At 55.2% G+C, this 26,378-nt stretch carries 23 protein-coding genes; 15 read left to right on the top strand and 8 right to left on the bottom strand.

The features are described 5' to 3' along the window. Position 1: 1 nt before the first annotated feature. The 3 genes from xdhC to xdhA are packed head-to-tail and all read right to left on the bottom strand — an operon-like array spanning position 2 to position 4,571. Positions 2-907: a xanthine dehydrogenase accessory protein XdhC gene (gene xdhC / locus ACFE33_RS11970; protein WP_380053701.1), complete on the bottom strand. Its 906-nt coding sequence runs from the start codon at positions 905-907 to the stop codon at positions 2-4. After that, on the bottom strand, positions 904-3,192 hold the full coding sequence (xdhB, locus tag ACFE33_RS11965; RefSeq protein WP_380053699.1) for a xanthine dehydrogenase molybdopterin binding subunit: 2,289 nt from the start codon (positions 3,190-3,192) through the stop codon (positions 904-906). The genes xdhC and xdhB overlap by 4 nt, the downstream gene beginning before the upstream one ends. Then, the gene (xdhA, locus tag ACFE33_RS11960) at positions 3,189-4,571 is read right to left on the bottom strand and encodes a xanthine dehydrogenase small subunit (protein WP_380053697.1); all 1,383 of its coding nucleotides are present in this window, start codon (positions 4,569-4,571) and stop codon (positions 3,189-3,191) included. Before xdhA ends, xdhB begins: the two co-directional genes overlap by 4 nt. Positions 4,572-4,819: 248 nt before the next feature. Between xdhA and dnaE the strand changes: the two genes are divergently transcribed. Together dnaE and ACFE33_RS11950 are read left to right on the top strand one after the other, a co-directional pair. Then, positions 4,820-8,296: a DNA polymerase III subunit alpha gene (dnaE, locus tag ACFE33_RS11955; protein ID WP_380053694.1), complete on the top strand. Its 3,477-nt coding sequence runs from the start codon at positions 4,820-4,822 to the stop codon at positions 8,294-8,296. A gap of 143 nt (positions 8,297-8,439) precedes the next feature. After that, on the top strand, positions 8,440-9,174 hold the full coding sequence (locus tag ACFE33_RS11950; RefSeq protein WP_380053691.1) for a hypothetical protein: 735 nt from the start codon (positions 8,440-8,442) through the stop codon (positions 9,172-9,174). Positions 9,175-9,177: 3 nt separating this feature from the next. On the opposite strand, the gene ACFE33_RS11945 is transcribed toward ACFE33_RS11950, so the two are convergent. After that, positions 9,178-9,387: a SlyX family protein gene (locus tag ACFE33_RS11945; RefSeq protein ID WP_380053688.1), complete on the bottom strand. Its 210-nt coding sequence runs from the start codon at positions 9,385-9,387 to the stop codon at positions 9,178-9,180. Positions 9,388-9,495: 108 nt separating this feature from the next. On the opposite strand from ACFE33_RS11945, the gene hisS reads away from it, so the two are divergent. Genes hisS through hisG form a run of 3 tightly spaced genes read left to right on the top strand, consistent with a single transcriptional unit; the run spans position 9,496 to position 12,789 of the window. After that, entirely contained in the window at positions 9,496-11,004 is a 1,509-nt protein-coding gene (hisS, locus tag ACFE33_RS11940) for a histidine--tRNA ligase (RefSeq protein WP_380053686.1), read from the top strand. Continuing rightward, entirely contained in the window at positions 10,988-12,094 is a 1,107-nt protein-coding gene (locus ACFE33_RS11935; protein WP_380053684.1) for an ATP phosphoribosyltransferase regulatory subunit, read from the top strand. Before hisS ends, ACFE33_RS11935 begins: the two co-directional genes overlap by 17 nt. Further along, positions 12,091-12,789, top strand: a complete 699-nt coding sequence (gene hisG / locus ACFE33_RS11930; protein ID WP_380053681.1) for an ATP phosphoribosyltransferase — start codon at positions 12,091-12,093, stop codon at positions 12,787-12,789. The genes ACFE33_RS11935 and hisG overlap by 4 nt, the downstream gene beginning before the upstream one ends. 11 nt (positions 12,790-12,800) lie before the next feature. On the opposite strand, the gene ACFE33_RS11925 is transcribed toward hisG, so the two are convergent. Then, positions 12,801-13,223 carry a DUF1489 family protein gene (locus ACFE33_RS11925; protein ID WP_380053679.1) on the bottom strand — a complete coding sequence of 141 codons (423 nt, stop codon included), beginning with the start codon at positions 13,221-13,223 and terminating at the stop codon, positions 12,801-12,803. 145 nt (positions 13,224-13,368) lie between these two features. On the opposite strand from ACFE33_RS11925, the gene ACFE33_RS11920 reads away from it, so the two are divergent. Continuing rightward, positions 13,369-15,633 carry an adenosylcobalamin-dependent ribonucleoside-diphosphate reductase gene (locus tag ACFE33_RS11920; protein ID WP_380053676.1) on the top strand — a complete coding sequence of 755 codons (2,265 nt, stop codon included), beginning with the start codon at positions 13,369-13,371 and terminating at the stop codon, positions 15,631-15,633. 165 nt (positions 15,634-15,798) lie between these two features. Next, positions 15,799-16,911: a porin gene (locus ACFE33_RS11915; RefSeq protein ID WP_380053673.1), complete on the top strand. Its 1,113-nt coding sequence runs from the start codon at positions 15,799-15,801 to the stop codon at positions 16,909-16,911. A 17-nt stretch (positions 16,912-16,928) separates the two neighbouring features. Here ACFE33_RS11915 and ACFE33_RS11910 read toward each other — a convergent pair whose 3' ends face one another. Then, positions 16,929-17,897 carry a helix-turn-helix domain-containing protein gene (locus tag ACFE33_RS11910; protein WP_380053671.1) on the bottom strand — a complete coding sequence of 323 codons (969 nt, stop codon included), beginning with the start codon at positions 17,895-17,897 and terminating at the stop codon, positions 16,929-16,931. Between the two features lie 162 nt (positions 17,898-18,059). On the opposite strand from ACFE33_RS11910, the gene ACFE33_RS11905 reads away from it, so the two are divergent. From ACFE33_RS11905 to ACFE33_RS11890, 4 genes are all read left to right on the top strand, one after another. Continuing rightward, positions 18,060-18,407: an ArsR/SmtB family transcription factor gene (locus tag ACFE33_RS11905; RefSeq protein ID WP_380053668.1), complete on the top strand. Its 348-nt coding sequence runs from the start codon at positions 18,060-18,062 to the stop codon at positions 18,405-18,407. Continuing rightward, positions 18,400-18,825, top strand: a complete 426-nt coding sequence (locus ACFE33_RS11900; RefSeq protein ID WP_380053666.1) for an SRPBCC domain-containing protein — start codon at positions 18,400-18,402, stop codon at positions 18,823-18,825. Before ACFE33_RS11905 ends, ACFE33_RS11900 begins: the two co-directional genes overlap by 8 nt. Positions 18,826-19,134: 309 nt before the next feature. After that, entirely contained in the window at positions 19,135-19,755 is a 621-nt protein-coding gene (gene rpsD / locus ACFE33_RS11895) for a 30S ribosomal protein S4 (RefSeq protein WP_380053663.1), read from the top strand. Positions 19,756-19,871: 116 nt separating this feature from the next. After that, positions 19,872-20,285, top strand: coding sequence for a hypothetical protein (locus ACFE33_RS11890; RefSeq protein ID WP_380053660.1), 414 nt, complete (start codon positions 19,872-19,874; stop codon positions 20,283-20,285). A gap of 6 nt (positions 20,286-20,291) precedes the next feature. On the opposite strand, the gene ACFE33_RS11885 is transcribed toward ACFE33_RS11890, so the two are convergent. After that, entirely contained in the window at positions 20,292-20,756 is a 465-nt protein-coding gene (locus ACFE33_RS11885; RefSeq protein ID WP_380053658.1) for an Lrp/AsnC family transcriptional regulator, read from the bottom strand. A 98-nt stretch (positions 20,757-20,854) separates the two neighbouring features. On the opposite strand from ACFE33_RS11885, the gene ACFE33_RS11880 reads away from it, so the two are divergent. The 4 genes from ACFE33_RS11880 to ACFE33_RS11865 all read left to right on the top strand — a co-directional run bounded on the left by ACFE33_RS11880 (position 20,855) and on the right by ACFE33_RS11865 (position 25,382). After that, positions 20,855-22,282 (top strand): aminotransferase class V-fold PLP-dependent enzyme, encoded by a 1,428-nt coding sequence (locus ACFE33_RS11880; protein ID WP_380053655.1) that lies wholly within the window; start codon positions 20,855-20,857, stop codon positions 22,280-22,282. A gap of 132 nt (positions 22,283-22,414) precedes the next feature. Continuing rightward, positions 22,415-23,518, top strand: a complete 1,104-nt coding sequence (hisC, locus tag ACFE33_RS11875; protein ID WP_380053652.1) for a histidinol-phosphate transaminase — start codon at positions 22,415-22,417, stop codon at positions 23,516-23,518. Next, a complete protein-coding gene (locus ACFE33_RS11870) occupies positions 23,515-24,459 on the top strand; it encodes a prephenate/arogenate dehydrogenase family protein (RefSeq protein ID WP_380053650.1) in 945 nt (314 codons plus the stop codon). The genes hisC and ACFE33_RS11870 overlap by 4 nt, the downstream gene beginning before the upstream one ends. Next, positions 24,456-25,382: an extensin family protein gene (locus ACFE33_RS11865; RefSeq protein WP_380053648.1), complete on the top strand. Its 927-nt coding sequence runs from the start codon at positions 24,456-24,458 to the stop codon at positions 25,380-25,382. Before ACFE33_RS11870 ends, ACFE33_RS11865 begins: the two co-directional genes overlap by 4 nt. On the opposite strand, the gene ACFE33_RS11860 is transcribed toward ACFE33_RS11865, so the two are convergent. Continuing rightward, on the bottom strand, positions 25,379-26,338 hold the full coding sequence (locus ACFE33_RS11860; protein WP_380053646.1) for a DUF2125 domain-containing protein: 960 nt from the start codon (positions 26,336-26,338) through the stop codon (positions 25,379-25,381). The two genes, ACFE33_RS11865 and ACFE33_RS11860, sit on opposite strands and share 4 nt — an antisense overlap. Between the last annotated feature and the right edge of the window lie 40 nt (positions 26,339-26,378).

Raw genomic sequence — 26,378 nt, 5'->3', positions numbered from 1 at the left:
GTCATGCCGCCCCTATTTGCGAATCTGAGGCGTGTTTTTTGTTTTGACCGACCAGCAATAGCGCGGCGGCAACCGAAATCGCAATGGCTTGCGGGTGTTTCCCAGCGTTCGGATCGCCTATTGGACAGGCAATGCTGTTTATTTGTGCAGTTTTGAATCCCTGATCCCCAAGGCGGCGTTTGAAGCGCGCCCATTTTGTGGCCGATCCGATCAATCCGATATCTTTGTGCGGCGTATTGAGAAGGGCCGCGCAGAGGGCGAGGTCAATTGCATGGTCGTAGGTCATAATCAGGTGTCGTGCGGTGGCGGGCGCGTATTGCGCCGCTCTTGGCATATTCGCCGCAACAAGCGGTGTGACGTTTTCAATCGCTGGTGGCATACGACTTTCGCATGTGTCGATCAGGGTAACGTCGAAGTCCGGCATCGGTGCAAGCGTTGCGGCAAGCGCCCGCCCGACGTGTCCCGCGCCCCAAATCCAGATTGGAGTACGGTTGAAAGTTAGCTCTTCGATAAGCCAACCTTCGGCAAGGCCAAGTGTGTCTGGCGCATGTGCAGAGGCTTGTGCCGCAACTCTACGCGCAAAAATCGGACCCGTTGGTAGCGTCTGGGCGGTGAATACTTCGGTAACAAGCGACACCGCGCCACCGCAGCACTGCCCGAGGTTTGGGCCGAGTGGAATCCGATGAAGCTGGGGCCGAGCAGGGTGAGAGAGCGCGTCGCGGGCGGCGCTGGTTGCCTCATGTTCGAGTGCGCCGCCGCCGATGCTTCCGCGTTGACCGTCGCTCCATACGAACATTTCCGCGCCGATGTCGCGCGGGGTGGAGCCTTTCACATCGGCAACAACCACGCGCGCGACAGTATCATGCGCGTCGCAGAGTTGCGAAAGCCTATATAGATCAAAGCTCACGGGCGGACCTGATTGATTGCCGTGAGAATTTGCTCCGCCGTGGCGGGCGCATTGAGCGATGGATAGGTTGATCCGCAAGCGGCAATCGCATCTGAAATAGCGAGGAAAACAGAGTTACCATGCATGAACGGCGGCTCGCCGACAGCCTTGGAACGCGATACCGTTTCGGATGGATTTGGCCGATCAAAGAGCGCCACATTGAAGATATCGGGACGGTCTGAGCACGCCGGGATTTTGTACGTAGACGGGGCGTGGGTGAGGAGCCTTCCCGCGTCATCCCAGACCAGTTCTTCCGTCGTGAGCCAGCCCGCGCCCTGAACAAAACCGCCTTCGACTTGGCCGATGTCGAGCGCGGGATTTATGGAGCTTCCTGCATCATGAAGGATGTCGGTGCGCAGAATGCGGTTCTCGCCCGTAAGAGTGTCGACGATAACTTCGGAAACGGCGGCACCATACGCGAAATAGTAAAACGGTCGCCCGCGTCCTGCGATGCGGTCCCATTGAATGTCTGGGGTTTTGTAGAAACCTGTCGTTGAGAGGCTGACGCGAGATTCATAGGCGGATTTGACGACCTCATTCCATGTCCGAGGCGCGCCGTCCAACCACACCTGATTGTCGCTGAATGTGACCTCTGCGCCATTTGGGGCAATATGTTCCGCGAGGCGATTGCGCAACTCATGGCAGGCTGCTGATACGGCCATTCCGTTTAGATCGGTTCCGGAGCTCGCGGCGGTGGCAGACGTATTGGGTACCTTGGCGGTATCGGTCGCGGTGATGCGAATGCGATCCATCGAGATGCCAAGCACATCAGCGGCAACTTGGGCGATCTTTTGGAACAGTCCTTGTCCCATTTCCGTGCCGCCGTGATTAAGCGCGACCGAGCCATCCTGATAAATATGCACCAGCGCACCCGCTTGGTTGAGGTGGGTCAGCGTGAAGCTAATGCCGAATTTGACAGGTGTGAGTGCGATACCCTTCTTCAAAATAGGGTTCTCTGCGTTCCACTTATCAACGGCTGCGCGCCGCTCGGAATAATTACAGCTCAGGGCAAGGTCTGCGACCATCTGGTTGATGACGCTGTCAGTAACTTCTTGGTGGTAGGGTGTCTCTTGAGGTGACATTACGGGCGCGCAATCCTGCGGCGCATCGCGATATAGATTTACGCGGCGCACTTCCAGCGGATCAAGCTCTAGCGTGTGCGCGATGTGATCCATGACACGCTCGATCCCTAAAATCCCCTGCGGCCCCCCAAATCCACGATACGCAGTGGCGGATTGAGTATTGGTTTTGAGGCGGTGACTCTCGATCCGTGCGTTCGGGATGAAATAGGCATTGTCCGCATGAAGCATCGCACGATCGGCAACGGGCAGGCTAAGATCCTGCGCCCAACCGCACCGACAGAGATGCAGGAAATCAACGGCTTCGATCTTGCCGTTGTCATCAAATCCCGCCGTATATGAAATGTGGAAGTCGTGACGCTTGCCAGTGATCGTCATGTCGTCGTCTCGGTCATAGCGCATTTTACAGGCGCGGCCCGTCTTGGTGGCCGCTATGGCGCAGGCGACAGCAAGCGCGTTGCCTTGGCTCTCTTTGCCGCCAAATCCACCGCCCATTCGTCGTGTCTCGACCCGAACGGCGTGCATCGGAGCGCCAATCGCGTCGGCCACTTTGTGTTGAATTTCGGTCGGATGTTGGGTGCTGGAATTGACCAGCATATCGCCGTTGTCTTGGGGGAGGGCGAGTGCTGCTTGGCCTTCGAGGTAAAAATGCTCTTGGCCGCCAATTTCGATTAGCCCCGTTACACGATGGGTGGCTGCGGCAAGGGCGGCTTCGGCGTCGCCCGTTGAATAGATGCGCGGGCCATCCTCAAATCGGCTGTCGGCGGCGAGGGCTTCGTCCACCGTTAGGATCGGGGTTTCTTCATTATAGGTTATATCGCCAAGGCGCGCTGCCTTGCGGGCTAGGAGGTGACACTTGGCAACGACAAGGAATATCGGCTGGCCGATATAATGAACCGTACCATCCGCAAGCAGGGGCTCATCATGGATGGATGGCGAAACATCGTTTTCAAACGGTAGATCGGCGGCAGTGAGGACATCCACCACGCCCTCGGATGCGCGAACCTTGTCGAGGTTCATCGACGTTATCTTGCCGCTCGCGATTGTGGAAAGCCCAAATGCGAGGTGTAGCGTTCCAGCGGGTGTGGGAATGTCATCAACATAGCGCGCCGCGCCCGTAACGTGGAGGGCCGCGGCATCATGCGGGAGAGGCTTGTGCGTGCTCATACTGTCACCTCATGCAAGTCCGTGGCAGTTCCGTTGACGTCATGGAAGGCCCGCAGCAGCATATTTTGCGCCGCTTGCAAACGATAATCCGCACTGGCACGTGCGTCCGAAAGGGGGGTGTAATCCTCTGGGAATTGTGCCTGCGCAGCCTTGATTGTATCGAGGGTCCAAGACTGGCCGATCAGGGCGTGCTCAACGTTGAGGGCGCGCTTTGGTGTTCCCGCCATACCGCCAAAGGCAATCGTCGCCTTTGTGATTTTCGTGTCGTCGTGGGTGATGTTGAAACAGCCAAGCACGGCAGAGATGTCTTGATCAAATCGTTTGGAAAGCTTGTAGCATCGGAGCGTATCTGGCTGCTTGGGTATCGTAATGCCCGTGACAAATTCGCCCTCGGATATGTCCTGTTTGCCGTATTCGATAAAGAAGTCCTCTAGCGCTATGGTTCTGGTCTTATCCCCTTGGCGCAGAGAGAGTTTTGCACCCAATGCGATGAGAGCGGGCGGGCCGTCCCCGATGGGAGAGCCGTTTGCGATATTGCCACCAATCGTCGCCGCATTCCGAACTTGAGTAGAGCCATACCGCGACAGCATCCGCGCGAAATGCGGGAAATGCGGAGTGATGAACTTTGTGAAATCGGTAACCGTTACTGCTGCGCCAATCTCCCATGCGTCGGGTGTTTCTGTGATGGTCTGTAAATCCTTCACACGGTTCAGGAAGGCAATTTTTGCGGGTGTCTTGAGCTGCTTAGTGACCCACAGGCCCACGTCGGTTGCGCCACCGATTAGGGTTGCGTCTGGGTTTTCGGCGTACCAACTGGCGAGCGCGTCGGATGAATCAGGCTGCACCCAATTGGAGGCCTCTTCCGTGGTTGCGACGGGCTCTGCTGGCGGCGGCGTGTCGATCATATGGGGCGGGACAGGCGCATCTGCGGCGTGTTCTGCGGCGCGAACGATTGGCGCATAGCCGGTGCAGCGACACAGGTTCCCCGCAAGGGTTTCATCATGGGTTTGTGTCCCATTGGCGTGCGCCACCGCGAGCGACACAACAAAGCCCGGCGTACAGAAGCCGCATTGGCTGGCGTGATGATCGATCATCGCCGATTGCACCGGATGCAGGGTGCCGTCTGGTGCGGATATCCCTTCGACTGTGCGTACAGCTTTGCCGTTCAGTTGTGGCATAAACAGAATACAGGCGTTCTGCGCGCGCGCTCCGTTTTCGTCGGAGACCATCACAGAGCACGCACCGCAGTCGCCTTCGTTGCAGCCCTCTTTGGTTCCCGTCAGATGTTGCGTTTCGCGCAGCCAGTCTAGCAAAGTTTGCGTTGCTGGAACATTTTGTAGCTGCACAGTTTCTCCGTTGAGAAGAAACGTGATACCCATGTGAAAATCCGCCACTTTCTCTTACATCAGAAGTACATGCACAGCCGCCCGATGTGGCGTAAAGCGAAGGTGCGTCCAGCTTAAAATACAGCAAAGCGCAGATTTGTGCCATCTGGCAAGAAATCTTTCTGTTCTAAAAGCGAAAGGACTTGATGGAAATTCTAAACAATAGTGCACGACGCCCGTAAATTGGGCGGGCCGCGCATTTCGCCGTTTCACTTGGGAACGAAGCGGGATAACCTTTGCCTATGTCAGATCCTCAGTTCATTCACCTTCGATTGCATTCGGAATACTCGCTTCTTGAGGGGGCCGTTCCCGTCAAGAAACTCGCTGGTTATTGCGAGCAAAATAACATGCCTGCGGTCGCGTTGACGGATACCAACTCTATGTTCGCAGCGCTGGAGTTTTCGGTCACCGCAAGCAAGGCGGGCATTCAGCCGATTCTCGGATGTCAGGTGGATGTAACCTATGATCCTCCCGTTCCGGGGGAGCGTCCGCGTGTTCCTGCGCCCGTTGTTTTGCTCGCGCAGAATGAGGAGGGCTATGAGAACCTGATGCGCCTTTCAAGCTGTCTCTATGTGGATGGCAACGGCGAGCTGCCACAGGTAACGGTCGAGGAATTGGCGCAATTTGGTTCTGGCATCATCTGCCTGACGGGTGGGCCGGAAGGCGCGGTTGGTAAGCTTCTGCAAGCGGGGCAGCGGCCCAAGGCCGAAGCGTTGATCGCACGACTGGCAGAGATATACGACGGTCGCCTCTATGTAGAGCTTCAGCGCCACCCGGGAGAGGGCGGCCAAACCACCGAAGCAGAGCGCGCAACAGAGCGTGCCTTTGTCGAAATGGCCTATGCGCGCGACCTTCCACTTGTGGCGACAAATGACGTGTATTTTCCCAAGCCCGACATGTACGAGGCGCATGATGCGTTGATCTGTATCGCGGAAGGGTCCTATGTCGACCAGCAAGAGGCGCGCCGCAAGCTCACACCGCAGCACTATTTTAAGTCACAGCAAGAGATGATCACGCTCTTCGCGGACTTGCCCGAAGCGATTGAAAATACAGTAGAGATCGCCAAGCGCTGTGCGTTTAAGGCCGCGTTGCGCGATCCGATCCTGCCGAAGTTTGCTGATGACGAGGTGGTGGAACTTCGCCGCCAAGCCAACGAGGGGCTACAGGCGCGCTTGGCGGTTATTCCTCATGCTGCGAGTGTTGAAGAATACCAAGAGCGGCTGGATTTTGAGCTCGGGATTATCGAAGGTATGGGCTTCCCTGGCTACTTCCTGATCGTTGCCGACTTTATCCATTGGGCCAAGCAAAACGATATCCCTGTGGGGCCGGGGCGTGGTTCTGGGGCGGGTTCGCTTGTTGCCTATGCGCTGACGATTACGGACCTTGATCCGCTGCGCTATTCGCTCCTGTTCGAACGGTTTCTGAATCCTGAACGTGTTTCGATGCCTGACTTTGATATCGACTTCTGTATGGATCGCCGAGAGGAGGTGATCCGTTACGTACAGCAGAAATACGGTCGCGACAAAGTCGGCCAAATCATCACTTTTGGTGCGCTGCTGTCCAAGGCCGCGGTGCGCGATATCGGTCGTGTTCTTCAGATGCCGTATGGGCAGGTGGATAGGCTCTCTAAGCTGATCCCAGTTGAGGGGGTGAAGCCCGTTTCGATTGCGCAGGCCCTCAAGGATGAGCCGCGATTGCGCGAAGAAGCGCGCAGTGAAGAAGTTGTTGAGCGACTCCTGAATTATGGTCAACAGGTTGAGGGGCTACTGCGCAACGCATCCACCCACGCGGCGGGGGTCGTGATCGGTGATCGCCCGCTGGACAGATTGGTGCCGCTCTATCAGGATCCGCGCTCTGATATGCCTGCGACGCAATTCAATATGAAATGGGTTGAGCAAGCAGGGCTGGTGAAATTCGACTTCCTCGGCCTCAAGACGCTTACGGTTATTCAGTCGGCGCTAAATTTGCTCAAGCTGCGCGGTATAGATATCGATATTGGCGCGATTTCGCTTGAGGATGAAGCTACTTACAAGCTCTACGCCAGTGCGAAAACCGTTGCGGTGTTTCAGGTTGAGAGTTCAGGCATGATGGATGCGCTTCGGCGTATGAAGCCAACCTGTATCGAGGATATCGTGGCGCTTGTGGCGCTCTATCGTCCGGGCCCGATGGAAAACATCCCGACCTATTGCGAGGTCAAAAACGGTCTGCGCGAAATCGAGTCAGTGCATCCGTTGATCGACCATATCCTTGAGGAAACGCAGGGTATTATCGTTTACCAAGAGCAGGTTATGCAGATTGCGCAGGTTATGGCTGGCTACTCGCTTGGCGGCGCGGATTTGTTGCGGCGTGCGATGGGTAAGAAGATCAAAGAGGCGATGGACGCCGAGCGACCCAAATTCGAGAAGGGCGCGGCAGAAAACGGCGTTCCCAAAAAGAAAGCCAGTGAGGTTTTCGACCTTCTGGAGAAATTCGCGAACTATGGTTTCAACAAATCCCACGCGGCGGCCTATGCGGTTGTTTCTTATCAAACCGCATGGCTCAAGGCGAACCACCCCGTAGAGTTCATGGCAGGGGTCATGAACTGTGATTTGCACCTAACGGACAAGCTTTCGGTCTATGCGGAGGAAGTGCGTCGCGGGCTTGACATCGAGATTATTCCACCCTGTGTGAACCGCTCGCTTGCTATGTTCACTGTCGCTGATGGCAAAGTCGTTTATGCGCTGGGCGGATTGAAAAACGTTGGCGTTGAGGCGATGCGCCTGATCGTTGAGGCGCGCAAACCAGAGGCCGACGGAACCGGCGGAACGCCCTTTGCGACGCTCTTTGATTTTGCGCGCAGAGTCGACATGAAGCGCGTAGGTAAACGTCCGCTTGAGATGCTGGCGCGCGCAGGAGCGTTCGATCAGCTTGACCCAAACCGCCGCCGCGTCTTCGAGAGCCTCGATGCGCTGGTAAGCTATTCTGCCGCCATCCATGAGCAGCGCGCCTCTAATCAGGTATCGTTGTTCGGCGAGGCGGGCGAGGATTTGCCGGAGCCGCGGCTTTCTTCGGTTAATGACTGGATACCAGATGACCGTCTGAGCGAAGAAAACAAAGCGATTGGTTTCTATCTATCGGGGCACCCGCTGGACGATTACATGGCGCCACTCAAACGCAAGGGCGTGATATCGCTCGACGAAGCGCGCGAAAAGGCCGAGCGATCAGGCGCGGCAATCGTAAAGGTCGGTGTGATCGTTTCGGGCCTTCAACAGCGCAAATCTGGTCGGGGAACGCAGTTCTTTCGGATGAATATTTCCGATCCTACAGGCCAGATTTCTGGGATGGCTCTCTTTGCCAAGGATTTCGAAGCGACCCGCGCCGTTCTTGAAAAAACGACCCGTGTGGTGATGACGCTTGAGGCGAAGTTTGAGGACGGACAATTCGACCCCATCGCGCGAAGTGTTGCTCCGATCGACGGGGTTGTTGCCGAGGCGGGCACCAAGGGCCTCAAGGTATTCATCGAAACGCCTGAAGCAGCATCAAGTGTCGCCTCCGTGCTCGCGCGCGCAAGTGAGGATAAAGCCAACCGCAATCGCGGCCCAATTTCATTCTGCCTCATGGACCCGACATTGCCCGGCGAAGTTGAGATGGAACTCGACAAGGACTATCCCGTTAGTCCCCAAATCAAGAGCGCGCTCAAGTCGCTTGGTGGGGTTGTGACAGTTGAAGAGTACACATAACGGATTCTGTCGGCGGTTTAGGCCAAAAGGCGCTGAGTTTTCTCAACTGTATTGATTTTATGTAAAGTTTTCCCTTACAAACACCCTCATTCGAGAGCGCCGAAGGTCAAGAATGGCCCACGTTTTCGACGGGGGGTTATTTAATGAAGCTAAGTTTTATCGCTAAATCATGCGTTTGCGCGTCGGTTATATTTGTGGCTGGCTGTATGGGATCACAGGCACCGCTTCCGGATGCTGAACCCTCCGAAGAAAAGATTACCAAAATAAGCCAACTCGATGAAATCCCCGAAGGTGCGTCAACATCACTTGTTGCGGATCCGACAGAGGGGAGCTTTTTCTCGCAGGTCATGGGGCGCGCAACCTCTTCTAAGGACGCTTCGGCGGAGGCCAAGCTCCGCGAGGACGGGCCTGCGCCATTTGGTGTTCCGGTCAAGGTGTGCGGTGTCTCCAAGAGCAAGATGGGAACCAGAGTGGATGTGGCCGCTTCGGGTTCTTCCAAGCTTACGCTGTATGACACCAATCCGCGCACCAAGACACCTCATGATTTTTATATCGTGGGATTTCGCGATAACTGTGCGCGCAAGTTTACTGCGGCGGTCGCGATGTTCGGCGATCTGCAACTCCATGAGATCATGCGCTATGAGCTGAGCCCCAAAACGCTTCCCTATTCTGCGACCGACAAGGCCTATGAAGTTCTCAAGGCGCGTAAATGCAATGTAAAGCAGGGTGTCGCGTGCGGTGATCGCAAGATGAAGGGCTTTGCTCGCACCACGTCGTTGATCACATTGTACGAGCAATTCGGCGCACGAGATGAGTGGGCTTCAGTCTTGGTCCACGGTGGCGAAATCCAAGCAAGCAGCGTCGTTAATATGCGCTAGCCATTACCAGTGCGGCGGACGTTGATCCGTTAGCACTGCAGAGCCGCCATTGTCGGCCTCGCGTTCGGCTTCGCGCTCCATGAGCATACGCACACGGTGCTTTAGAAGCTCGTTATCGGCATCCAAACGCGCGACGACGTCCGACAGATCCTCGACCGTGCGGGTGAGGTGGGCGATGTCTTCTTCGAGTTCGGTGATGCGTTTTTCGTTCATGGGTCTGCCATATCACCACATATCCCCAAATTCCAGCGCGTTTACCTTGCTCCCGAGACGCGCGCGCGATAAAGCCCTCAGCGTAACCAATGCGATGAAGGGCAGGATATGGCCAAGCAAAAGAAACAGCCGCGCCCCAAGGCAATTACGCCCAAGGGCTTCCGCGATTATTTTGGTGCCGAGGTAACGGCGCGCAAACATATGCTGGATCAGATTGCCGAAGTGTATCATCGCTATGGTTTTGACGCACTTGAGACGGCTGCGGTGGAAACCGTAGAGGCACTGGGCAAGTTCCTTCCCGATGTGGATCGCCCGAACGCGGGTGTGTTCGCGTGGGAAGAGGAGGATTCTGGCTGGGTCGCGCTTCGGTATGACATGACGGCGCCATTGGCGCGTGTGTTTGCGCAGCACCGCAACGATCTGCCTACGCCGTATCGTCGCTATGCGATGGGCCCTGTCTGGCGCAACGAGAAGCCGGGTCCGGGACGGTTCCGTCAGTTTTATCAGTGTGATGCCGATACTGTTGGCACTGCAAGCGTCGCTGCCGACGCCGAGATTTGCGCGATGCTTTCGGATACGCTGGAACAGGTCGGAATTCCGCGTGGCGATTACATCGTGCGGGTGAACAACCGCAAAGTTCTGAATGGTGTTATGGAAGTGGCGGGCGTTCTTGATCCGTCGGACCCTACGAAGTTTGAGGACGAGCGCGGTATCGTTCTTCGTGCGATTGATAAGCTTGACCGACTTGGCGTTGACGGAGTGCGCGCACTGCTGGGCGCAGGACGCAAGGATGCCAGCGGAGACTTTACAGAAGGCGCGGGCCTGTCGGATGAACAGGCCGATGTGGTCATGGGCTTTATGGAGGCCAAACGCGATACGGGCGCGCAGACAGTTGCGCGCTTGCGTGAACTGGTTGAGGGCTCGGCGATCGGCGCTGAGGGCGTGGACGAGTTGGAAACCATCGCGGCACTCCTTGACGCTCAAGGATACGGCCCCGACCGAATTGAAATCGACCCATCAGTTGTGCGCGGCCTCGGCTACTACACGGGGCCTGTTTATGAGGCCGAGCTGACCTTCGAAGTGCTCGACGAAAAAGGCCGCAAGCGCCAGTTTGGCTCTGTTGCGGGGGGCGGGCGCTATGATGATCTGGTGAAACGCTTTACGGGGCAGGCTGTTCCGGCAACAGGCATGTCGATTGGTGTGGACCGGCTCTTGGCGGCGCTTCTGGCGAAAGGTCGGATTGATACCGCGCAGAAGGGCCCGGTTGTCGTGACGGTGATGGATAAGGCGCGTATGGCCGATTATCAGACCATGGTTGCCGAATTGCGTCAGGCCGGTATTCGCGCCGAAGTATATCTGGGCAATCCCAAGAATTTCGGAAATCAGTTGAAATATGCGGATAACCGACACTCACCCATCGCAATTATCCAAGGTGGTGATGAGGCCGAAGCAGGCGTTGTGCAGATCAAGGACCTGATCCTTGGTGCCAAGATTGCCGAAAACGCGACGCTCGAAGAGTGGAAATCGCGACCAAGCCAGATCGAAGTGCCACGCAGTGAATTGGTGGCGCAGGTACAGGCAATGCTAAAAGGCCAAAGCGATGACACAGAAGCCTGAAGTCCGTGAAGAAGCGGCGCGTTTGCTTGCCTTCTTCACCGAGGCCGGTGCGCAGGGTGTGGATGCAGATATCCTGCAGCCCGCCGAGACATTGCTGGACCTGTACGGAGAGGATATCCGCGCGCGCGCCTATGTAACCAGCGATCCGTTGCGGGGCGAGCAAATGCTGCGGCCTGACTTTACGGTTCCTGTCGTTCAGATGCATATGAAAAGTGGCGCGACACCTGCGCGCTATGCCTATGCAGGAGAAGTATTTCGCCGTCAGGAAGAAGACACGGACCGCTCGAACGAGTATTTCCAAGTGGGATATGAGGTGTTTGACGGCGCCGACCCCGCCGCTTCGGACGCCGAGGTTTTCGCTCTGTTTCAAGAGGTTCTTTCGCCACTTGGCTTGCGCGCCGCGACGGGCGATATCGGGATCCTGATGGCCGCCGTGAAGGGCCTGAGCACAACCAAACGTCGTCGTGAGGCACTCTTGCGCCACATCTGGCGGCCGCATCGTTTCCGCGCTTTGCTCGATCGTTTCGGTGGTCGCAAACCGATCGCGCCAAGCCGCGAGAAAATGCTGGCGTCACTCAACGCGAACTCTGCGAATGGGCTGATTGATAGTGCGGGCAAGTTCATCGGCAAGCGCTCCGCTTCCGAGATATGTCAGCGTTTGGCCGCGATACAAGAGGACGCGAATACGCCTGCGATCTCGGTTGGTGAAGTCGAGATATTGGAGCAGATCCTTAAGCTGCGCGAGAAGGCACCTAACGTGGTTGAGGCGCTGCGCGATATCGCGATCGATCTTCCGTCGATTGCGCCAGCGGTGACACAGATGAGCAAGCGTCTGGATGCGATGGCAGCGCGTGGTGTGGATGTTGACGGTCTGGATTTCGAGACATCCTATGGCCGTAGCACGATGGAATATTACGACGGGTTTGTCTTTGGTTTCTATATCCCGACTCGCCCCGATTTGCCGCCCCTTGCCACAGGCGGGCGTTATGACGCGCTTACGCGAGTGTTGGGGCAGGGCGCTTCAATTCCTGCGGTCGGAGGCGTTATTCGTCCTGGTCTGACGTGGGCTTTGAAAGGGGGGACGCTATGAGCATTAAATTGGGCGTACCGTCAAAAGGGCGGCTGATGGAGAAGACATTCGACTGGTTCGGCGCTCGTGGCATCACGCTTCGTCGTACTGGATCGGACCGCGAATATGCTGGGGCTATTGACGGGATTGACGGAATCGAGCTTGTCCTTATGTCCGCCGGAGAAATTCCGCGCGAGTTGGCGGCGGGCCGTATTCATCTTGGCGTGACAGGCACTGACCTTATCCGCGAGAAATTGGCGGCGTGGGATATGCAGGTGTCCGAGCTTGCTCCGATGGGATTCGGCCATGCGGACTTGGTGATTGCCGTTCCGCAATGCTGGGTCGATGTCGAAACGCTGGATGATCTGGATGCCGTGGCCGCTCAGTTCCGCGCGAACCATGGAATGCGCCTCAGAATCGCAACCAAGTATCACCGTTTGGTACGTGATTTCCTGCGCGATCAGGGAGTCGCGGATTATCAGCTTGTCGATAGTCAGGGCGCGACCGAGGGAACCGTAAAGCACGAAACGGCCGAAATGGTTGCCGATATCACCTCGACGGGTGACACGCTGCGCGCAAATCACCTCAAGGTTCTCGGGGATGGGATCGTCCATAGATCCCAAGCGACCCTCTTGCGTTCACGCAAGGCGGATTGGGGAACGACGGGCAGAGATGTTCTGCGGGAGCTTCTCGATACGCTCGAAATTTCAAAGTAGTCGTTGCTCGATCAGAGAACGCCAATCTCTCCGAGGGCCGCTGCTAGATGTGCTGGCAATGGTTCTTCGGTGGATTTCTGGCGGTGTAGATCGGCGGGTGCGTCTTGGGGTTGCAAGTAGCGCCAGCCCTGAAAGGCCCGACGGGTTGCAGGCTGGGTTCGCACAAGGGTCGGGTTAAGAAGAATCGCGCAGCGCCGGATGCCGTCGGCCCCGATACGCTCTTCAAATGACAGAAGTTGTTGACGGGCTTGAATAACGCCTTTGATGACCCAGAAAAGCGACCCCCCGTCAAGAAGCTCTGCCTCACGTTTGGGCCACATTCTTGTGACGTGTTCGGTCGGTAATTCAGGAGAGATCGCCTGTGCTTCGCGGTGGCTTTGGAGATGCTCAAACGAGTCAATTCCTACGCATAATTTTACCATATGTATGGTCATTTTTGATTTTCGCCTCAATATGTGGTAACGTTATGCTGCGTCGCGAGATGCATTATTACCCGTAAACTGGCCGATTGGCAATTGACCGCACCCGATTATAAGCATAGCTTGGACACCCCATCACTTCCAACATCAGGACCATAATATGAGCCGTTTTTCTGCCCCTATCGCCGAGCAAATTTGGGACATGAAGTACCGCTTCAAAAACGCGGACGGAACGGCTGTTGATGCGAGTGTTGAAGATAGTTGGCGCCGTATTGCGCGTGCGCTTGCTTCGGTTGAAGAGAAGCCCGAAGAGTGGGAAGGCAAGTTCTATGAAGCGCTGGAAGATTTCAAGTATCTCCCCGCTGGCCGTATCACCGCGGGTGCCGGAACGGGCCGTGCGGTAACGCTTTTCAACTGCTTTGTTATGGGCACGATTCCCGACAGCATGGGCGGAATTTTCGACATGCTCAAAGAAGCCGCGTTGACCATGCAGCAGGGCGGCGGAATCGGGTATGATTTCTCGACGATCCGCCCCAAGGGCGCAGGCGTAATGGGCGTTGCTGCCGATGCTTCGGGGCCGCTTTCGTTTATGGATGTGTGGGATTCGATGTGTCGCACAATCATGTCTGCCGGTTCGCGCCGTGGTGCGATGATGGCGACCATGCGGTGTGATCACCCCGATATTGAGGACTTTATTTCAGCAAAGCGCGACAGCGCGCGACTGCGGATGTTCAATCTCTCTGTGCTCGTCACGGATGATTTTATGGAAGCCGTGAAAGCAGACGGAAGCTGGGATCTGAAGTTTGGTGACAAGATTTACCATACGATCCAAGCACGGGACCTGTGGAACAAGATCATGCAGGGCACGTATGATTACGCCGAGCCAGGTGTGATTTTCATCGACCGGATTAATCAGGCGAACAACCTGAATTACTGTGAAACGATTGCGGCAACGAACCCATGTGGCGAGCAGCCTTTGCCACCATATGGCGCGTGTTTGCTTGGGTCGATCAATATGGCAAAGCTCGTTGCGAACGCATTCGAAGACGACGCCGCACTTGACGAAGGGGCGCTGACGGAGCTCGTCGGGACGGCCATTCGCATGATGGACAACGTGGTTGACGAGAGCCGTTTCCCGCTCGAGGCCCAAGCGCAAGAGGCCGCAGCCAAACGGCGCGTTGGTCTTGGCGTAACGGGGCTTGCGGATGCTCTGTTGATGGTCGGGCTTCGGTATGGTTCGGAAGAGGCCGCGCGTCAGACCGATGCGTGGATGAAAGCGATTGCGCGCGCGGCGTATCTGGCCTCTGTGGAATTGGCGAAGGAAAAAGGCGCGTTCCCACTATTCGACGCAGATAAATTCCTTGCGTCTGGCAATATGATGCAAATGGACGACGACGTACGCGAAGCAATCCGAACCCACGGTATTCGCAACGCACTTTTGACCTCAATCGCACCTACTGGGACGATCTCACTCTATGCGGGGAATGTTTCAAGCGGGATTGAGCCAGTGTTTGCCTATGCCTACACGCGCAAGGTCTTGCAAAAAGATGGAAGCCGCACCGAAGAAGAGGTTGTCGATTACGCTGTGGATCTGTGGCGTCAGAAAAATGGTGATGCACCGCTGCCAGACTATTTCGTAAACGCACAAACCCTCGCGCCGCTGGATCACGTTCGGATGCAGGCAGCCGCCCAAAAATGGGTCGATAGCTCTATTTCCAAGACGATTAACTGTCCTGAGGATATCAGCTTTGACGATTTCAAAGAGGTTTATATGGCCGCTTGGGATCAAGGCTGTAAGGGATGCACAACTTACCGTCCAAACGATGTGACGGGCAGTGTTCTCAGTGTGTCGAGCGAGAGCGAAGCAGCGCCAGAGGTCGATGAAGGCGCGGATGTTGTTTACATCAGCGAGCCTTTGGATCGCCCGCAGGCGTTGGAGGGGAACACCTATAAGCTTAAGTGGCCCGACAGTGAGCACGCGATTTATATCACGATCAACGACGTCGTGATCGGGGGGCATCGTCGCCCGTTTGAGGTCTTTATCAACTCCAAAAACATGGAGCATTTTGCTTGGACCGTCGCGCTAACGCGGATGATTTCTGCGGTGTTCCGTCGGGGCGGAGATGTGTCCTTTGTGGTTGAGGAGCTGAAGGCGGTGTTTGACCCACGCGGCGGCGCATGGATGGAAGGGAAATACGTACCCTCTATTTTGGCGGCGATTGGTGGAGTTATCGAACGCCATTTGATTCTGATCGGGTTCATAGAAGGCGAGGGGATGGGGCTCAAAGCTGATCCACAAGCCGACGTTGTCGCGATCGGCGGTGCTCCGCGCGGAAAGGCGTGTCCATCCTGCGGTCAGTATACCTTGCAGATGCTAGAGGGGTGCATGACGTGCACGGACTGTGGCCACAGCAAGTGCGGCTAAGGCTGTTTGCCTTTCAGAGTTTGCTGATGCGTCGCCGTTCGGATGAACGCTACTCATAATTTTACTAGAAAGGTTGCATACAGGCGTTAAACTAGAGGCATTTAAACATGTGTTTTAGGTGCACTCTTTGGCCGGTTTTGCAATATTTCTTTGTTGGTCGTTCCAATGTTAGGGCCTGTCCGTAAATTTGCGTTTGCGGCGGCCGGCTCACTTGCTTTGGCTCAGGGGGCGATGGGGCAGGAGGGGACCTCTCAGCGGTTCTATGATCTGCGATGGCAGATTTACGGGCATCTTAACCCGACATTTCAATATGTTGATGACGGCGTTCAGCGCTACCGCCGCACCGCGGATAACGCCAACTCCGTCAGTCGCATAGGCCTTAGAACCACGGTTAAGTTGGAGGATGGCAGCGAGTTCAAATTCAACGCCGAGACCGCTTTTGGCTTCAAAACGACCTCCGAAGTAAACCAAAGCATAGATGTCGCCGAGTTCCAATGGCGTAAAACTGACATCCGCAAAGTCGAGATTAGCTATTTCACCGAGGCAGGTACCTTCTGGTTCGGACAGGGGAGCATGGCGACCGATGGAATTTCTGAATCTGATTATTCGGGCACAAGGGTCGCTGGCTATTCCGGGCTTCAGTATCCGGCGGGACTTTTTGGGATTCGCGACGGAACCGAATTATCTGGTATCCCGATCGGACAGGTTTTTCGGAACTACGACGGTGGCCGCCGATTTCGGGTGCGCTATGACTCGCGGGTATTCTCGGGCTTTCAGTTTTCCGGCGCTGCTGGAACTGACATCCTGACCGATTTTAGGGACACAGAGTATTTTGACGCCGCGATGCGATACCGTTACAATGGTGAAGTGTTCAACGTGGATGCCGCCATCGGGTACGGTTGGCGCGATGATTTTGAGAGGGCGGGTACGTTGTCAGGCTCTGCAAGCTTTCTCCACCATGAAACGGGGCTTAACCTGACCGTGGCGATGGCGGATGTGCTCACGCAAAATGGCGGTTATGTATATACCAAACTTGGCTGGCGCCAAACCTTCTGGGAGTTGGGCGAGACAGCGCTTTCGTTTGACCGTTATCAGGGGACAAACATTACGCTGCCGAATGGACAATCGGAATCATTCGGTATTCAGGCCGTACAGCACATCGATCGCCATAACCTTGCGCTGTATGTTGGATACCGGCGTTATCGATATTCTGACAATAAAGACACCGACTACCAAGATCTCAGCGCAGTTCTGGCGGGCGCGCGCTGGAAGTTCTAGCGAGCTCTAGTTGGGTATCAGTCTTTGGGATCAATAAGCCTGATTTGGGCTGTGTTCATTTGGCTATCAAGCCATGCACGTGGCGGTAAGCCGATTTGACGGCGGAACGCGTAGGAGAAGTTGCTTGCGCTGGAATATCCCATTCGATGCGCAACAGATTTGATTGGTTCGCCTGCGCGCAAGGCGTCACATGCGGCCTCAAGTCGAAGCTGGATCATGGACTGATGAAGGCTACTACCAAACAGTTCCTTATGCGCGATCTCAAGCCGCCGCGCCGAAATCTTGAGCGTTCCTGCGATCTCGGCAATGGACATCGGTGACATTGCATTCGCTTTCATAATGGCCCGCGCGTCGCGCGCGCAGCGTTGCTCTGCCAAAGTGGGGCCGCGATGCTTGCCCCAGTCGAGCTTATCCAGATGATATCCTAGAATTTGCAGCGCCACCCCATCCAGTAACAGTCTGCGCAGGGGCGTTTTGTTCTGCAACGCGTGCGATAGAAGTTGTTTTAGGAAAACAGGTGGCGGCAGGCCACGGTGAAACGCTTGGAGGGAGCTATCATCAAGCATTTTGCGCATCCCGAGCGGCACATTTTCCCCGAACCAGTCTTGGATAGATGCAAGCGGGATCATGGCGCCGAACATTTGGTTTTCGGACTGCTCGAATTTGAATAGCGCATTTGCGCTCGTGGGGCGGACAAGACCAACAGAGCCTGAGTTGAATGACGTTCCGCAGGCAAGTTGTGCATCGAAGGTTCCCATGAGTGGAACTTGCGTGAAAACAAAATCCGCGGCGCGAATGCCTTGTACCTCGACTTCCTTTGGTCCGTGCGTTGTGAACTTAGAGAGCCGCCAAGATAGCCCGCTCTCTTGGGAGGCCACGCGATTAACGATCTCGATATCCACCTGGGGAGTCCGAACGCGTGTGACGTCTTTATTGTCTAGCAGCACGTCAACAGGTCGGTGAGATGCCCCAGAGTCTTGCGCCATGATTCCCCTTAAAAATAACTAACTAATCCAAACCTATCCGAGGCTAGCGGCAATGGGGTAATAAAACAAGATTTGTGATCGTTAACATTAGGTTATAGGTGGGGTGTAGTGTCATTCACCTATTTGGTTGACTCATATCTGTATTGAGTGTTATTCACCCTTATGGTTGAACGAATAAATGAAGACGCATTAAGCGAGATACTGAAGGCGGCAAGCGATCCTACGCGACGCGCAATCCTGACGCTTTTGGCGCAGCAGGGAGCGATGCGGGTGACGGCTATTCACCGTCAGTTCGACATGAGCCTCAACTCGGTTTCCAAGCACATAAAGGTGCTGGAGCGCGTAGGGCTGGTGGCGCGCAGGACGGAATGGCGAGAGCACCTCATCGAGGTGCAGATGGAGCCGCTCGTGGAAATTGATGCTTGGTTCGCGTCGCTACGCTCGATCTGGAGCCTCCGTTTAGAGGCACTTGACGACATTGTAACCCAAGGAGACAACGAAGATGACTGATCTATCTCTTACCGTAGACCGCACAATCAACGCGACCCCAGAAGCCGTTTTTAACGCTTGGCTAAACCCCGATATGTTACGTAAATTCATGCTGCCCGGAGACAATATGTCGGTGCCGAGCGCCTCTAGCGACGCCAAAGAAGGGGGGCGTTTTGAAGTGGTCATGAAGGTTGGCGATCAAGAAATTCCACACGCGGGCACCTACAAGGAAATCTCACCTCACGAGCGCCTCGTATTCACATGGGAAAGCCCCGTGTCCGTGGAAGACAGTACCGTTACGCTGACATTTGAGCCGGTAGAGACCGGTACGCACGTTACGCTTACCCATGTTCGCTTTATGGATGAGGAGAAACGAAGCAATCACGAAGGTGGCTGGGCTCGTATTCTGAGCAGTATGGACTCGGCGCTTGCGGCATAAGAACAGGGTAGGGGCGCTTTTGCTTCTGAAATGCCCGTGATAATGCAGGTTGAAGCGCTCGGTTTTGGCTGGGCGCTTCTGTCAATCAAGAGAATGGGCGAATGTTTGGAAAACACGTCCTTTGGTCATTGACTCTGCTATCTGAGCTTATATAAGCCCCGAATTCTCGGCCAATGTGGTTGGGAAATTACTTTGGTGTTTGTGACTCTCGCGAGAGATGTTCTGTCGCCCGCGGATCGTTCTGGTCCAACGGAAAGGAAAGCACCTTTCACAAGCTCGACTGTCGAGCGCACTTGAAAGGATCCAGCCGTGACTAAACGTACGTCTGCCAAGCATAAAATCGACCGCCGCATGGGCGAAAACATCTGGGGCCGTCCTAAGTCTCCAGTTAACCGCCGCGAATACGGACCAGGCCAGCACGGTCAGCGCCGTAAAGGTAAAATTTCCGACTTCGGTACACAGTTGCGCGCCAAGCAGAAGCTTAAAGGCTACTACGGCGACCTGACCGAAAAACAATTCCGCCGCATCTATGGCGAAGCTGAGCGTGTAAAAGGCGACACAGGTGAAAACCTCATCGGTCTGCTTGAGCGCCGCCTCGACGCCGTTGTTTACCGTGCGAAATTCGTTGCAACAGTATTTGCTGCACGTCAATTCGTGAACCACGGCCACGTCAAAGTGAACGGCAAGAAAGTGAACATTCCTTCTTACCGCGTTAAAGAAGGTGACGTTATCGAAGTGCGTGATCGCTCCAAGCAACTCGCAGTTCTGATCGAAGCCACACAATTGGCGGAACGTGATGTTCCTGACTATGTCGAAGTTGACCACAGCAAGATGACAGCAACATTCGTTCGCACACCTAGCCTCGGCGACGTTCCTTACCCAGTCGTAATGGAACCAAACCTCGTGGTGGAATTCTACGCGAAGAACTAATCTTCGCCACATCAGAATTTTCAGAAGGGCTGCCGATTGGCGGCCCTTTTTGCGTTTTATTGACTTGGGGGCGGGGGTGGTTTAGCGTGAATGCCTTTCAATGTGGTGGGGGTATTATGTTAAAAGTTATAGCAATTACACTGTCACTTGCCGCAACGCTGGCGGCCTGTGGAAATCGATACAATGTCATTTCTACGAATGATGTTTCGAGGGATTCTAGCGTAATCAAAACCGAAGAGGCCTTCCGTGCTTATGTTGCTGGACGGCCCCTTTATCTGGGTGACGGAAATAATCTGTTCATTCATCAGGACGGTACCATTTCCGGCGTGTTCGGCGGCGAACAGATGACTGGCAATTGGGAATGGCGTCGCGGGTATTACTGCCGCACGCTTGCTTCGCATAGCCAAGATTCAGATTGTCAGCTCTTCTTGTTGATCGAAAACGGTGTGATCGGCATCCGTGACAGAGGGCAGGGCGCACAGTTTACCTATTCCTACAGCCCCAAAGAGGGTGATGTGTCGGCTGGGTAAGGCACCCTATTCGATGGGAAGCGGGCGCCCCTCGGCAATGCTTTCCATCGCGAAGTAACTTGTGACACCATCAAGCTCGATACCTTCGATAAGTCGTTGGTAGACCTTATCGTATGTGTCCATGCTTTCGGTGACGACCTTGAGTTGATAATCGTAATCACCACCAATCCGATGAAAATCCACAATTTCTGGAATCGTGAGCACGTGCCTGCGAAATGTCCGCAGCCACTCTGCGGAATGGTGGCGCGTTCGCAGCATGACGAAGACAACCAAGGTCAGCCCCAGTTTGCGACGATCAATCCGCGCGGTGGAACCTTGTAGAACACCATTTTCAGTGAGAGCCTGAAGGCGACGCCAACAGGCATTCTGAGAGAGGTTCACGCGCTCTGCCAAAGCGCGCTGTGACAGGGACGAATCGCGCTGTAGCTCCGCAAGGATGCGTCTATCTATATGATCTATTTTCTTGTCCATTACGGGTCATATGACACGAGAAAGATGTCATTGGCAATGTCATTTGGGTCAATATCTTCCTTTTGACGGGGTATAAGTTCCTTACGAAAGGATACCAAATGCCCCTCACAGACTTCAAGAAAACCATTGCCAGCCCTGATCCCGTCCAATTCTTCCGCGACGGTTTGATCGGCGAAGGCGCGATGATCCCTGGATTGAATGGCGACGTGCCGCTTGTCTACGCAGATTATGTGGCCTCTGGTCGTGCGCTTCGTCAGGTTGAGAGTTACATCCATGAGAACGTGCTTCCCTACTATGCGAACTCCCATACCGAAGCATCATACTGTGGAGCGTATATGACGCGAATGCGCGCTGCGGCGCGGGCAGAGATTGCGCGCGTTACCGGTGCGGATGATGATTGCGCGGTCATTTTTGCAGGGGCAGGTGCGACTGCGGGGCTTAATCAATTGGTGTCGTTGCTTGGGGTCAATGACGCCAAGAATGCTGTCGTATTTATTGGACCATATGAGCACCACTCCAACATCCTTCCTTGGCGGGAATCCAATGCCAAAGTCGTTGAGATTCCAGAGGGATCTGCGGGCGGGCCTGATCTCGCGGTCCTCAAAGAAGCGCTGATCGAACATCGCGAATGCGACTTGCTCATTGGGGCGTTTTCTAAGGCGTCTAATGTCACAGGCATTCTGAGTGACGATGAAGAAATAACAAGGCTACTCAAAACTCACGGAGCCTTGGCGGTTTGGGATTATGCAGGGGCGGGCCCCTATGTTCCGATCGCAATGGGGCGGGGCAACACGGCAAAAGATGCTGTCGTTGTCTCGCCGCATAAATTTGCGGGAGGGCCGGGAGCCTCTGGCGTGTTGATTTTGCGCCGCGACGCCGTTGTGCGAAACACGCCCAGCCGTCCTGGTGGTGGCACGGTGAGTTTTGTGTCGCCTTGGGCGCACGCATACTCCGCGAAAGTCGAAGCCCGCGAAGAGGCGGGAACTCCCAACGTGATCGGCGATATTCGCGCGGCACTAGCTTTCCTCGTCAAAGAGAGTGTGGGAAATCACACAATCCACGAGCGTGAGGCACGCCACTGTGCCGAAGGCATGCAGGCATTTGAAGCGCACCCGCAAATTCAGGTGCTTGGGAACCCAACAGCCGAGCGTTTACCCTTCTTTAGTTTGTGTATCACTGATGTGGACGGGAAGCCGGTGCATCAGCAACTCTTTACGCGGATGCTGTCGGATGTTTATGGCATTCAGGTGCGCGGAGGATGTGCGTGTGCAGGGCCGTACGCGCATCGATTGCTTGGTATCAATCAGCAGGATTCAGAGGCGCTCTTTGCTGCCTTGGAGCAGGGCGAAGAACTCGCCAAGCCAGGTTGGGTGCGGTTGAATTTCAGCTATCTGATGTCCGATGAGACCGTTGAAATGATCATCAAGAGCGTGATCGAACTGGCTGAAAATGTGCATACATATATGCCGAACTATCGTGCCGACCCGCGCACAGCACGTTTTTCCCCTCAGGCAAAGGTGGCCTAAAATAAGCGTGGCGCAGGGGCCACTCCCCGTGACAATCGGCCGAAATTTCCCTTAGCGTGGGCAATGTGGCAATTTGCATATGGCAAAGCAGGTTCTGGCTCGCTAGAACCTGCTCATAAGGGGAATTTTAGTATGCGCTCAACGATTAAGCCACAGCCAGGTATCATGCAAATCGAACTCTATAAATCGGGGAAATCCTCGGTTGAAGGCGTTCAGCATGTCGTAAAACTATCCTCCAACGAAAATCCATTCGGCGCATCCGAAGCTGCAAAGGCCGCATACGCGCGCGAGATGCACAACTTGAATCGGTATCCGTCGTCGGACCATGCGGGTTTGCGCGGAGCTATTGCCGAGGTTCACAATCTCGACGCAGAGCGGATTATCTGTGGCGCTGGCTCGGACGAGATTATCAATTTCCTTTGCCAAGCCTACGCAGGTCCGGGGAACGAAGTGCTATATACCGAGCACGGATTTCTTATGTATCCGATCAGCGCAATGGCGGCTGGCGCGACCCCTGTAAAGGTTGCTGAGAATGCGCGCGTCACGGATGTTGATGCCATTCTCGCGGGCTGTACCGACAAAACGCGACTTGTCTTTATCGCGAACCCCAACAACCCGACGGGCACCATGATTGATGCGCCAGAGATAGAGCGTCTTGCGGATGAGTTGCCAGAGGGTGTGTTGCTCGTGCTCGACGGTGCTTATGCGGAGTATGTCGAGGGTTATGACGGCGGCGCGGCGCTTGCCGATAGGCGGGACAATGTCGTTATGACGCGTACATTCTCAAAAATTTATGGCCTTGGCGGGCTTCGGATCGGGTGGGGGTATGGCCCTGCGCATGTGATTGACGTGCTCAATCGTATACGTGGACCGTTCAACCTCTCGTCTTCGGCAATCGCCGCAGCAGAGGCCGCCGTTCGGGACACAGCATTCGTTACCAAGTGTCGCGACGAGAACGCCAAGATGCGCAAATGGCTGGTCGACTCTCTCGTTGGGCTTGGCCTGAAATGCGATCCTTCTCACGCGAACTTTGTTCTGGCACGTTTTGAGAATGAGGCTCAGGCCGACGCTTGTAATGAAGCGCTGGCAAAAGAAGGGCTGATTGTTCGGCAAGTTTCCTCCTATGGTTTGCCTGAATGTTTGCGCATCACAGTTGGTGATGAATCCTCCTGTCGCCGCGTTGTACATGTGATTGCAGCCTTTATGAGTGCCGCCAAAGTCGAGCGAAAAGCATGAGTTCAGTAAGCCCACAATCGACCCCGATTTACGGTAAGGTCGCGCTGATCGGTCTTGGCCTGATTGCTTCGTCGCTGTTTTGGGCGATGAAACGCGGTAACTTAGCGGGCACCGTTTCAGGGTATGCCCGAAGTCAAGAAACACGAGATACAGCGCGCGAAATCGGCCTGTGTGACGAAGTCTGCGATAGCGCAGCAGAGGCTTGCGAAGGGGCGGACCTTGTGGTGCTTTGCGTGCCTGTTGGCGCTATGGCGCAGGTTGCAAAAGAGATTTCACCCGTCCTCAAATCAGGCGCCTGTGTAACGGACGTCGGGTCCGTCAAAGGAGCGGTTATCGAGGCTGTTTCTCCTCATATACCTGAAAACGTACATTTTATTCCAGCTCACCCCCTTGCAGGCACCGAGCACTCGGGGCCGCGCTCTGGCTTTGCCGAGTTATTCGACAACCGCTGGTGCCTACTTGTTCCGAGTGAGGGAGCCGCGCCCGAAGCCATCGCAAAGCTGCGTGCACTTTGGGAAGGCGTTGGATCGAATGTGGATGAGATGGATGCCGAGCACCATGATCTCGTTCTTGCTGTTACCAGCCATGCGCCGCACCTGATTGCATATACGATGGTGGGTGTTGCGGATGATCTTGGTCGTGTGACCGACGGCGAGGTTATCCAATACTCTGCCGCTGGTTTTCGTGACTTTACGCGCATCGCCGCGAGTGATCCAACTATGTGGCGGGACGTGTTTCTGAACAACAAAGAAGCCACGCTCGAAATACTTGGTCGCTTCACCGAAGAGCTGTTTGCATTGCAACGTGCAATACGAATGGGTGACGGCGAGCAATTATTCGACTATTTTACGCGCACACGCGCTATTCGACGCGGTATTATTGAGGCTGGCCAAGACACGGACGCCCCAGATTTCGGACGAGGAACAAAGAGCACAGAATGAGATTAGCGAAGACGATTATTCTCTTGGCGGCACTTGCCGCACCCGTTGCCGCATCTGCGAGCGCGCCATCTGCGTCCCTTCGTCCAATCTCTCGCCCCTCTCCACAAGAAAACCAAACGGGTCAGCGGCTCTCGCTCGTGCCTGTTTACTACAATGCTACGGTCCGCCCCGTTCCGCGCCCCGTATTTGTCGGCGGTCAAGAACTAAAGACCGCGCGCGTCGTTCGCGGAACCACTCCTCAGGCCAAGGTCACGCTTGTGACTTCTCGCGCCGCGGTCTCGCAATCGCTCCGCCCGATTAAGCGCCCCTCTCGTGTGGCAAGGATTGCCGCCGCGCAACCTCAGGTACAGAAAGCCTCGCTCGCGGTTGTGACGCCCCAGCGGATTCCGACAAGTAAGAAGGGGTCCATTTGTGGCGTTGCCGAAATTCGCGGCCAAAACTTGAGCGCGATACCGGGCAAGATTAACGGATGTGGAATTCAGAACCCTGTGCGTGTAACGGCCGTTGCTGGCGTGCCGCTCTCTCGTGCGGCGACGATGGATTGCGGTACGGCCAAGGCGCTGAACGCGTGGGTTGGTAAGGGAGTTGTTCCAATCGTCGGTCGCTTGGGCGGGGGTGTTCAGCGGATTGACGTCGTTGCCGGTTACAATTGCCGGACTCGCAATAACCAGCGGGGTGCCAAGATTTCAGAGCACGGAAAAGGTCGTGCCGTCGATATTTCAGGCATCACCTTGAATAACGGTGTGTTTCTTTCTGTCCTGAAGGGGTGGAATAGCGCCGCGCAGGGTAAGTTGTTGCGCGCAATGCACAAAGCGGCCTGCGGTCCGTTTGGTACGGTTCTAGGGCCGAACGCTGATCGCTTTCATCAAGACCATTTCCATTTCGACACGGCCCGATACCGCAACGGAACCTATTGTCGCTAGAGCGGCGGAATTTGTCCGAGCGGAATAAAACCAAATAAAACGGCTCCGTTTTTGACCGCAAGTGGCGCGGTGATATCTGTTTCTGAACCCGAGGAATTCGCAAGCGCCGATAGTAGTCCTTGTAGCTGTTCAGCATTCTTTTCCGGTAGAACACCCAAACTGCGCAGTTGATCAAACGCGGTGCGCCAGTTTTCGGCCTTGAGCGTTAAGCTACCGTTCGCGCGCCCTGCGGCATCGAAATTCAGCTCGCCCGACACGCCGAGGCGCACATCGCCCTGCGAAACATTGGCATTGTTTAGCATGATCTTGAGCACCTCGGGGCGCTCGCTTTCGCGATTGAGTGGCTGATCGAAGACGACATTCGCATCCAATGTTGCGGCATCAAATGCAATTTGCCCGCGCGGCAACTGCGGAGATGACACGTGCAGATCGTTCAGCGAAACAAAAATATCGTGCGACTGCGCTGCGATGCCTTGGCGCGTGGCAACGGACAGATCCTGAACAGTTACATTATCTGAGTTATTGATGTTGGCCTCTAGGCCCAGACCGGTCAGTTGCAGGCGATCAAGCGCAAGTTTCGTGTTTGGCTCAACAATCAAGCTTGCGCGTAAATCCTCCGAAGTAAGCTCGACAGTATTTGCGAAATCAGAGATTGTCTGCTCGTTCGGCCAAACCGCTATGAGGTGGTAAGGTTTATAGCTGAGCGCAAATACTTGAAAAAATGGCGCGGTCCAGCGAAGCCCTGAAGGCGCTGTAAAATCAACATCAGAAATGGTTGTGTCAAAGCGGCTTGGAAATCCAATTGTTTTCAATTCGCTATATTGTAGCGCGTATCCATCCTCAGACGCATTCGCCAGCGCGGCTTTCGCCTCTCGCTCCACCGCAGAAGAGCCGATAAACCAATATCCGCCCCACAAAATGGACACGATCACCAAGAGCCAAAATAGAATGCGCATGCCGCCCCTTTCCAAGTGTTGGTCACTGTGATGTGTATAA

It is taken from the genome of Falsihalocynthiibacter sp. SS001 (assembly GCF_042445055.1).
Taxonomy (GTDB): Bacteria; Pseudomonadota; Alphaproteobacteria; order Rhodobacterales; family Rhodobacteraceae; genus Falsihalocynthiibacter.
Note: the sequence above shows the minus strand (reverse complement) of the source record. Positions and strands in the feature narration are given on the sequence as shown.

What these genes read in the sequence shown, in the direction of transcription:
- xdhB (WP_380053699.1), bottom strand. Translation starts at nt 3,192, where the DNA reads ATGAGCACGCACAAGCCTCTCCCGCATGATGCCGCGGCCCTCCACGTT.
- xdhA (WP_380053697.1), bottom strand. Translation starts at nt 4,571, where the DNA reads ATGGGTATCACGTTTCTTCTCAACGGAGAAACTGTGCAGCTACAAAAT.
- dnaE (WP_380053694.1), top strand. Translation starts at nt 4,820, where the DNA reads ATGTCAGATCCTCAGTTCATTCACCTTCGATTGCATTCGGAATACTCG.
- ACFE33_RS11950 (WP_380053691.1), top strand. Translation starts at nt 8,440, where the DNA reads ATGAAGCTAAGTTTTATCGCTAAATCATGCGTTTGCGCGTCGGTTATA.
- ACFE33_RS11945 (WP_380053688.1), bottom strand. Translation starts at nt 9,387, where the DNA reads ATGAACGAAAAACGCATCACCGAACTCGAAGAAGACATCGCCCACCTC.
- hisS (WP_380053686.1), top strand. Translation starts at nt 9,496, where the DNA reads ATGGCCAAGCAAAAGAAACAGCCGCGCCCCAAGGCAATTACGCCCAAG.
- ACFE33_RS11935 (WP_380053684.1), top strand. Translation starts at nt 10,988, where the DNA reads ATGACACAGAAGCCTGAAGTCCGTGAAGAAGCGGCGCGTTTGCTTGCC.
- hisG (WP_380053681.1), top strand. Translation starts at nt 12,091, where the DNA reads ATGAGCATTAAATTGGGCGTACCGTCAAAAGGGCGGCTGATGGAGAAG.
- ACFE33_RS11925 (WP_380053679.1), bottom strand. Translation starts at nt 13,223, where the DNA reads ATGACCATACATATGGTAAAATTATGCGTAGGAATTGACTCGTTTGAG.
- ACFE33_RS11920 (WP_380053676.1), top strand. Translation starts at nt 13,369, where the DNA reads ATGAGCCGTTTTTCTGCCCCTATCGCCGAGCAAATTTGGGACATGAAG.
- ACFE33_RS11915 (WP_380053673.1), top strand. Translation starts at nt 15,799, where the DNA reads ATGTTAGGGCCTGTCCGTAAATTTGCGTTTGCGGCGGCCGGCTCACTT.
- ACFE33_RS11910 (WP_380053671.1), bottom strand. Translation starts at nt 17,897, where the DNA reads ATGGCGCAAGACTCTGGGGCATCTCACCGACCTGTTGACGTGCTGCTA.
- ACFE33_RS11905 (WP_380053668.1), top strand. Translation starts at nt 18,060, where the DNA reads ATGGTTGAACGAATAAATGAAGACGCATTAAGCGAGATACTGAAGGCG.
- ACFE33_RS11900 (WP_380053666.1), top strand. Translation starts at nt 18,400, where the DNA reads ATGACTGATCTATCTCTTACCGTAGACCGCACAATCAACGCGACCCCA.
- ACFE33_RS11890 (WP_380053660.1), top strand. Translation starts at nt 19,872, where the DNA reads ATGTTAAAAGTTATAGCAATTACACTGTCACTTGCCGCAACGCTGGCG.
- ACFE33_RS11885 (WP_380053658.1), bottom strand. Translation starts at nt 20,756, where the DNA reads ATGGACAAGAAAATAGATCATATAGATAGACGCATCCTTGCGGAGCTA.
- ACFE33_RS11880 (WP_380053655.1), top strand. Translation starts at nt 20,855, where the DNA reads ATGCCCCTCACAGACTTCAAGAAAACCATTGCCAGCCCTGATCCCGTC.
- hisC (WP_380053652.1), top strand. Translation starts at nt 22,415, where the DNA reads ATGCGCTCAACGATTAAGCCACAGCCAGGTATCATGCAAATCGAACTC.
- ACFE33_RS11870 (WP_380053650.1), top strand. Translation starts at nt 23,515, where the DNA reads ATGAGTTCAGTAAGCCCACAATCGACCCCGATTTACGGTAAGGTCGCG.
- ACFE33_RS11865 (WP_380053648.1), top strand. Translation starts at nt 24,456, where the DNA reads ATGAGATTAGCGAAGACGATTATTCTCTTGGCGGCACTTGCCGCACCC.
- ACFE33_RS11860 (WP_380053646.1), bottom strand. Translation starts at nt 26,338, where the DNA reads ATGCGCATTCTATTTTGGCTCTTGGTGATCGTGTCCATTTTGTGGGGC.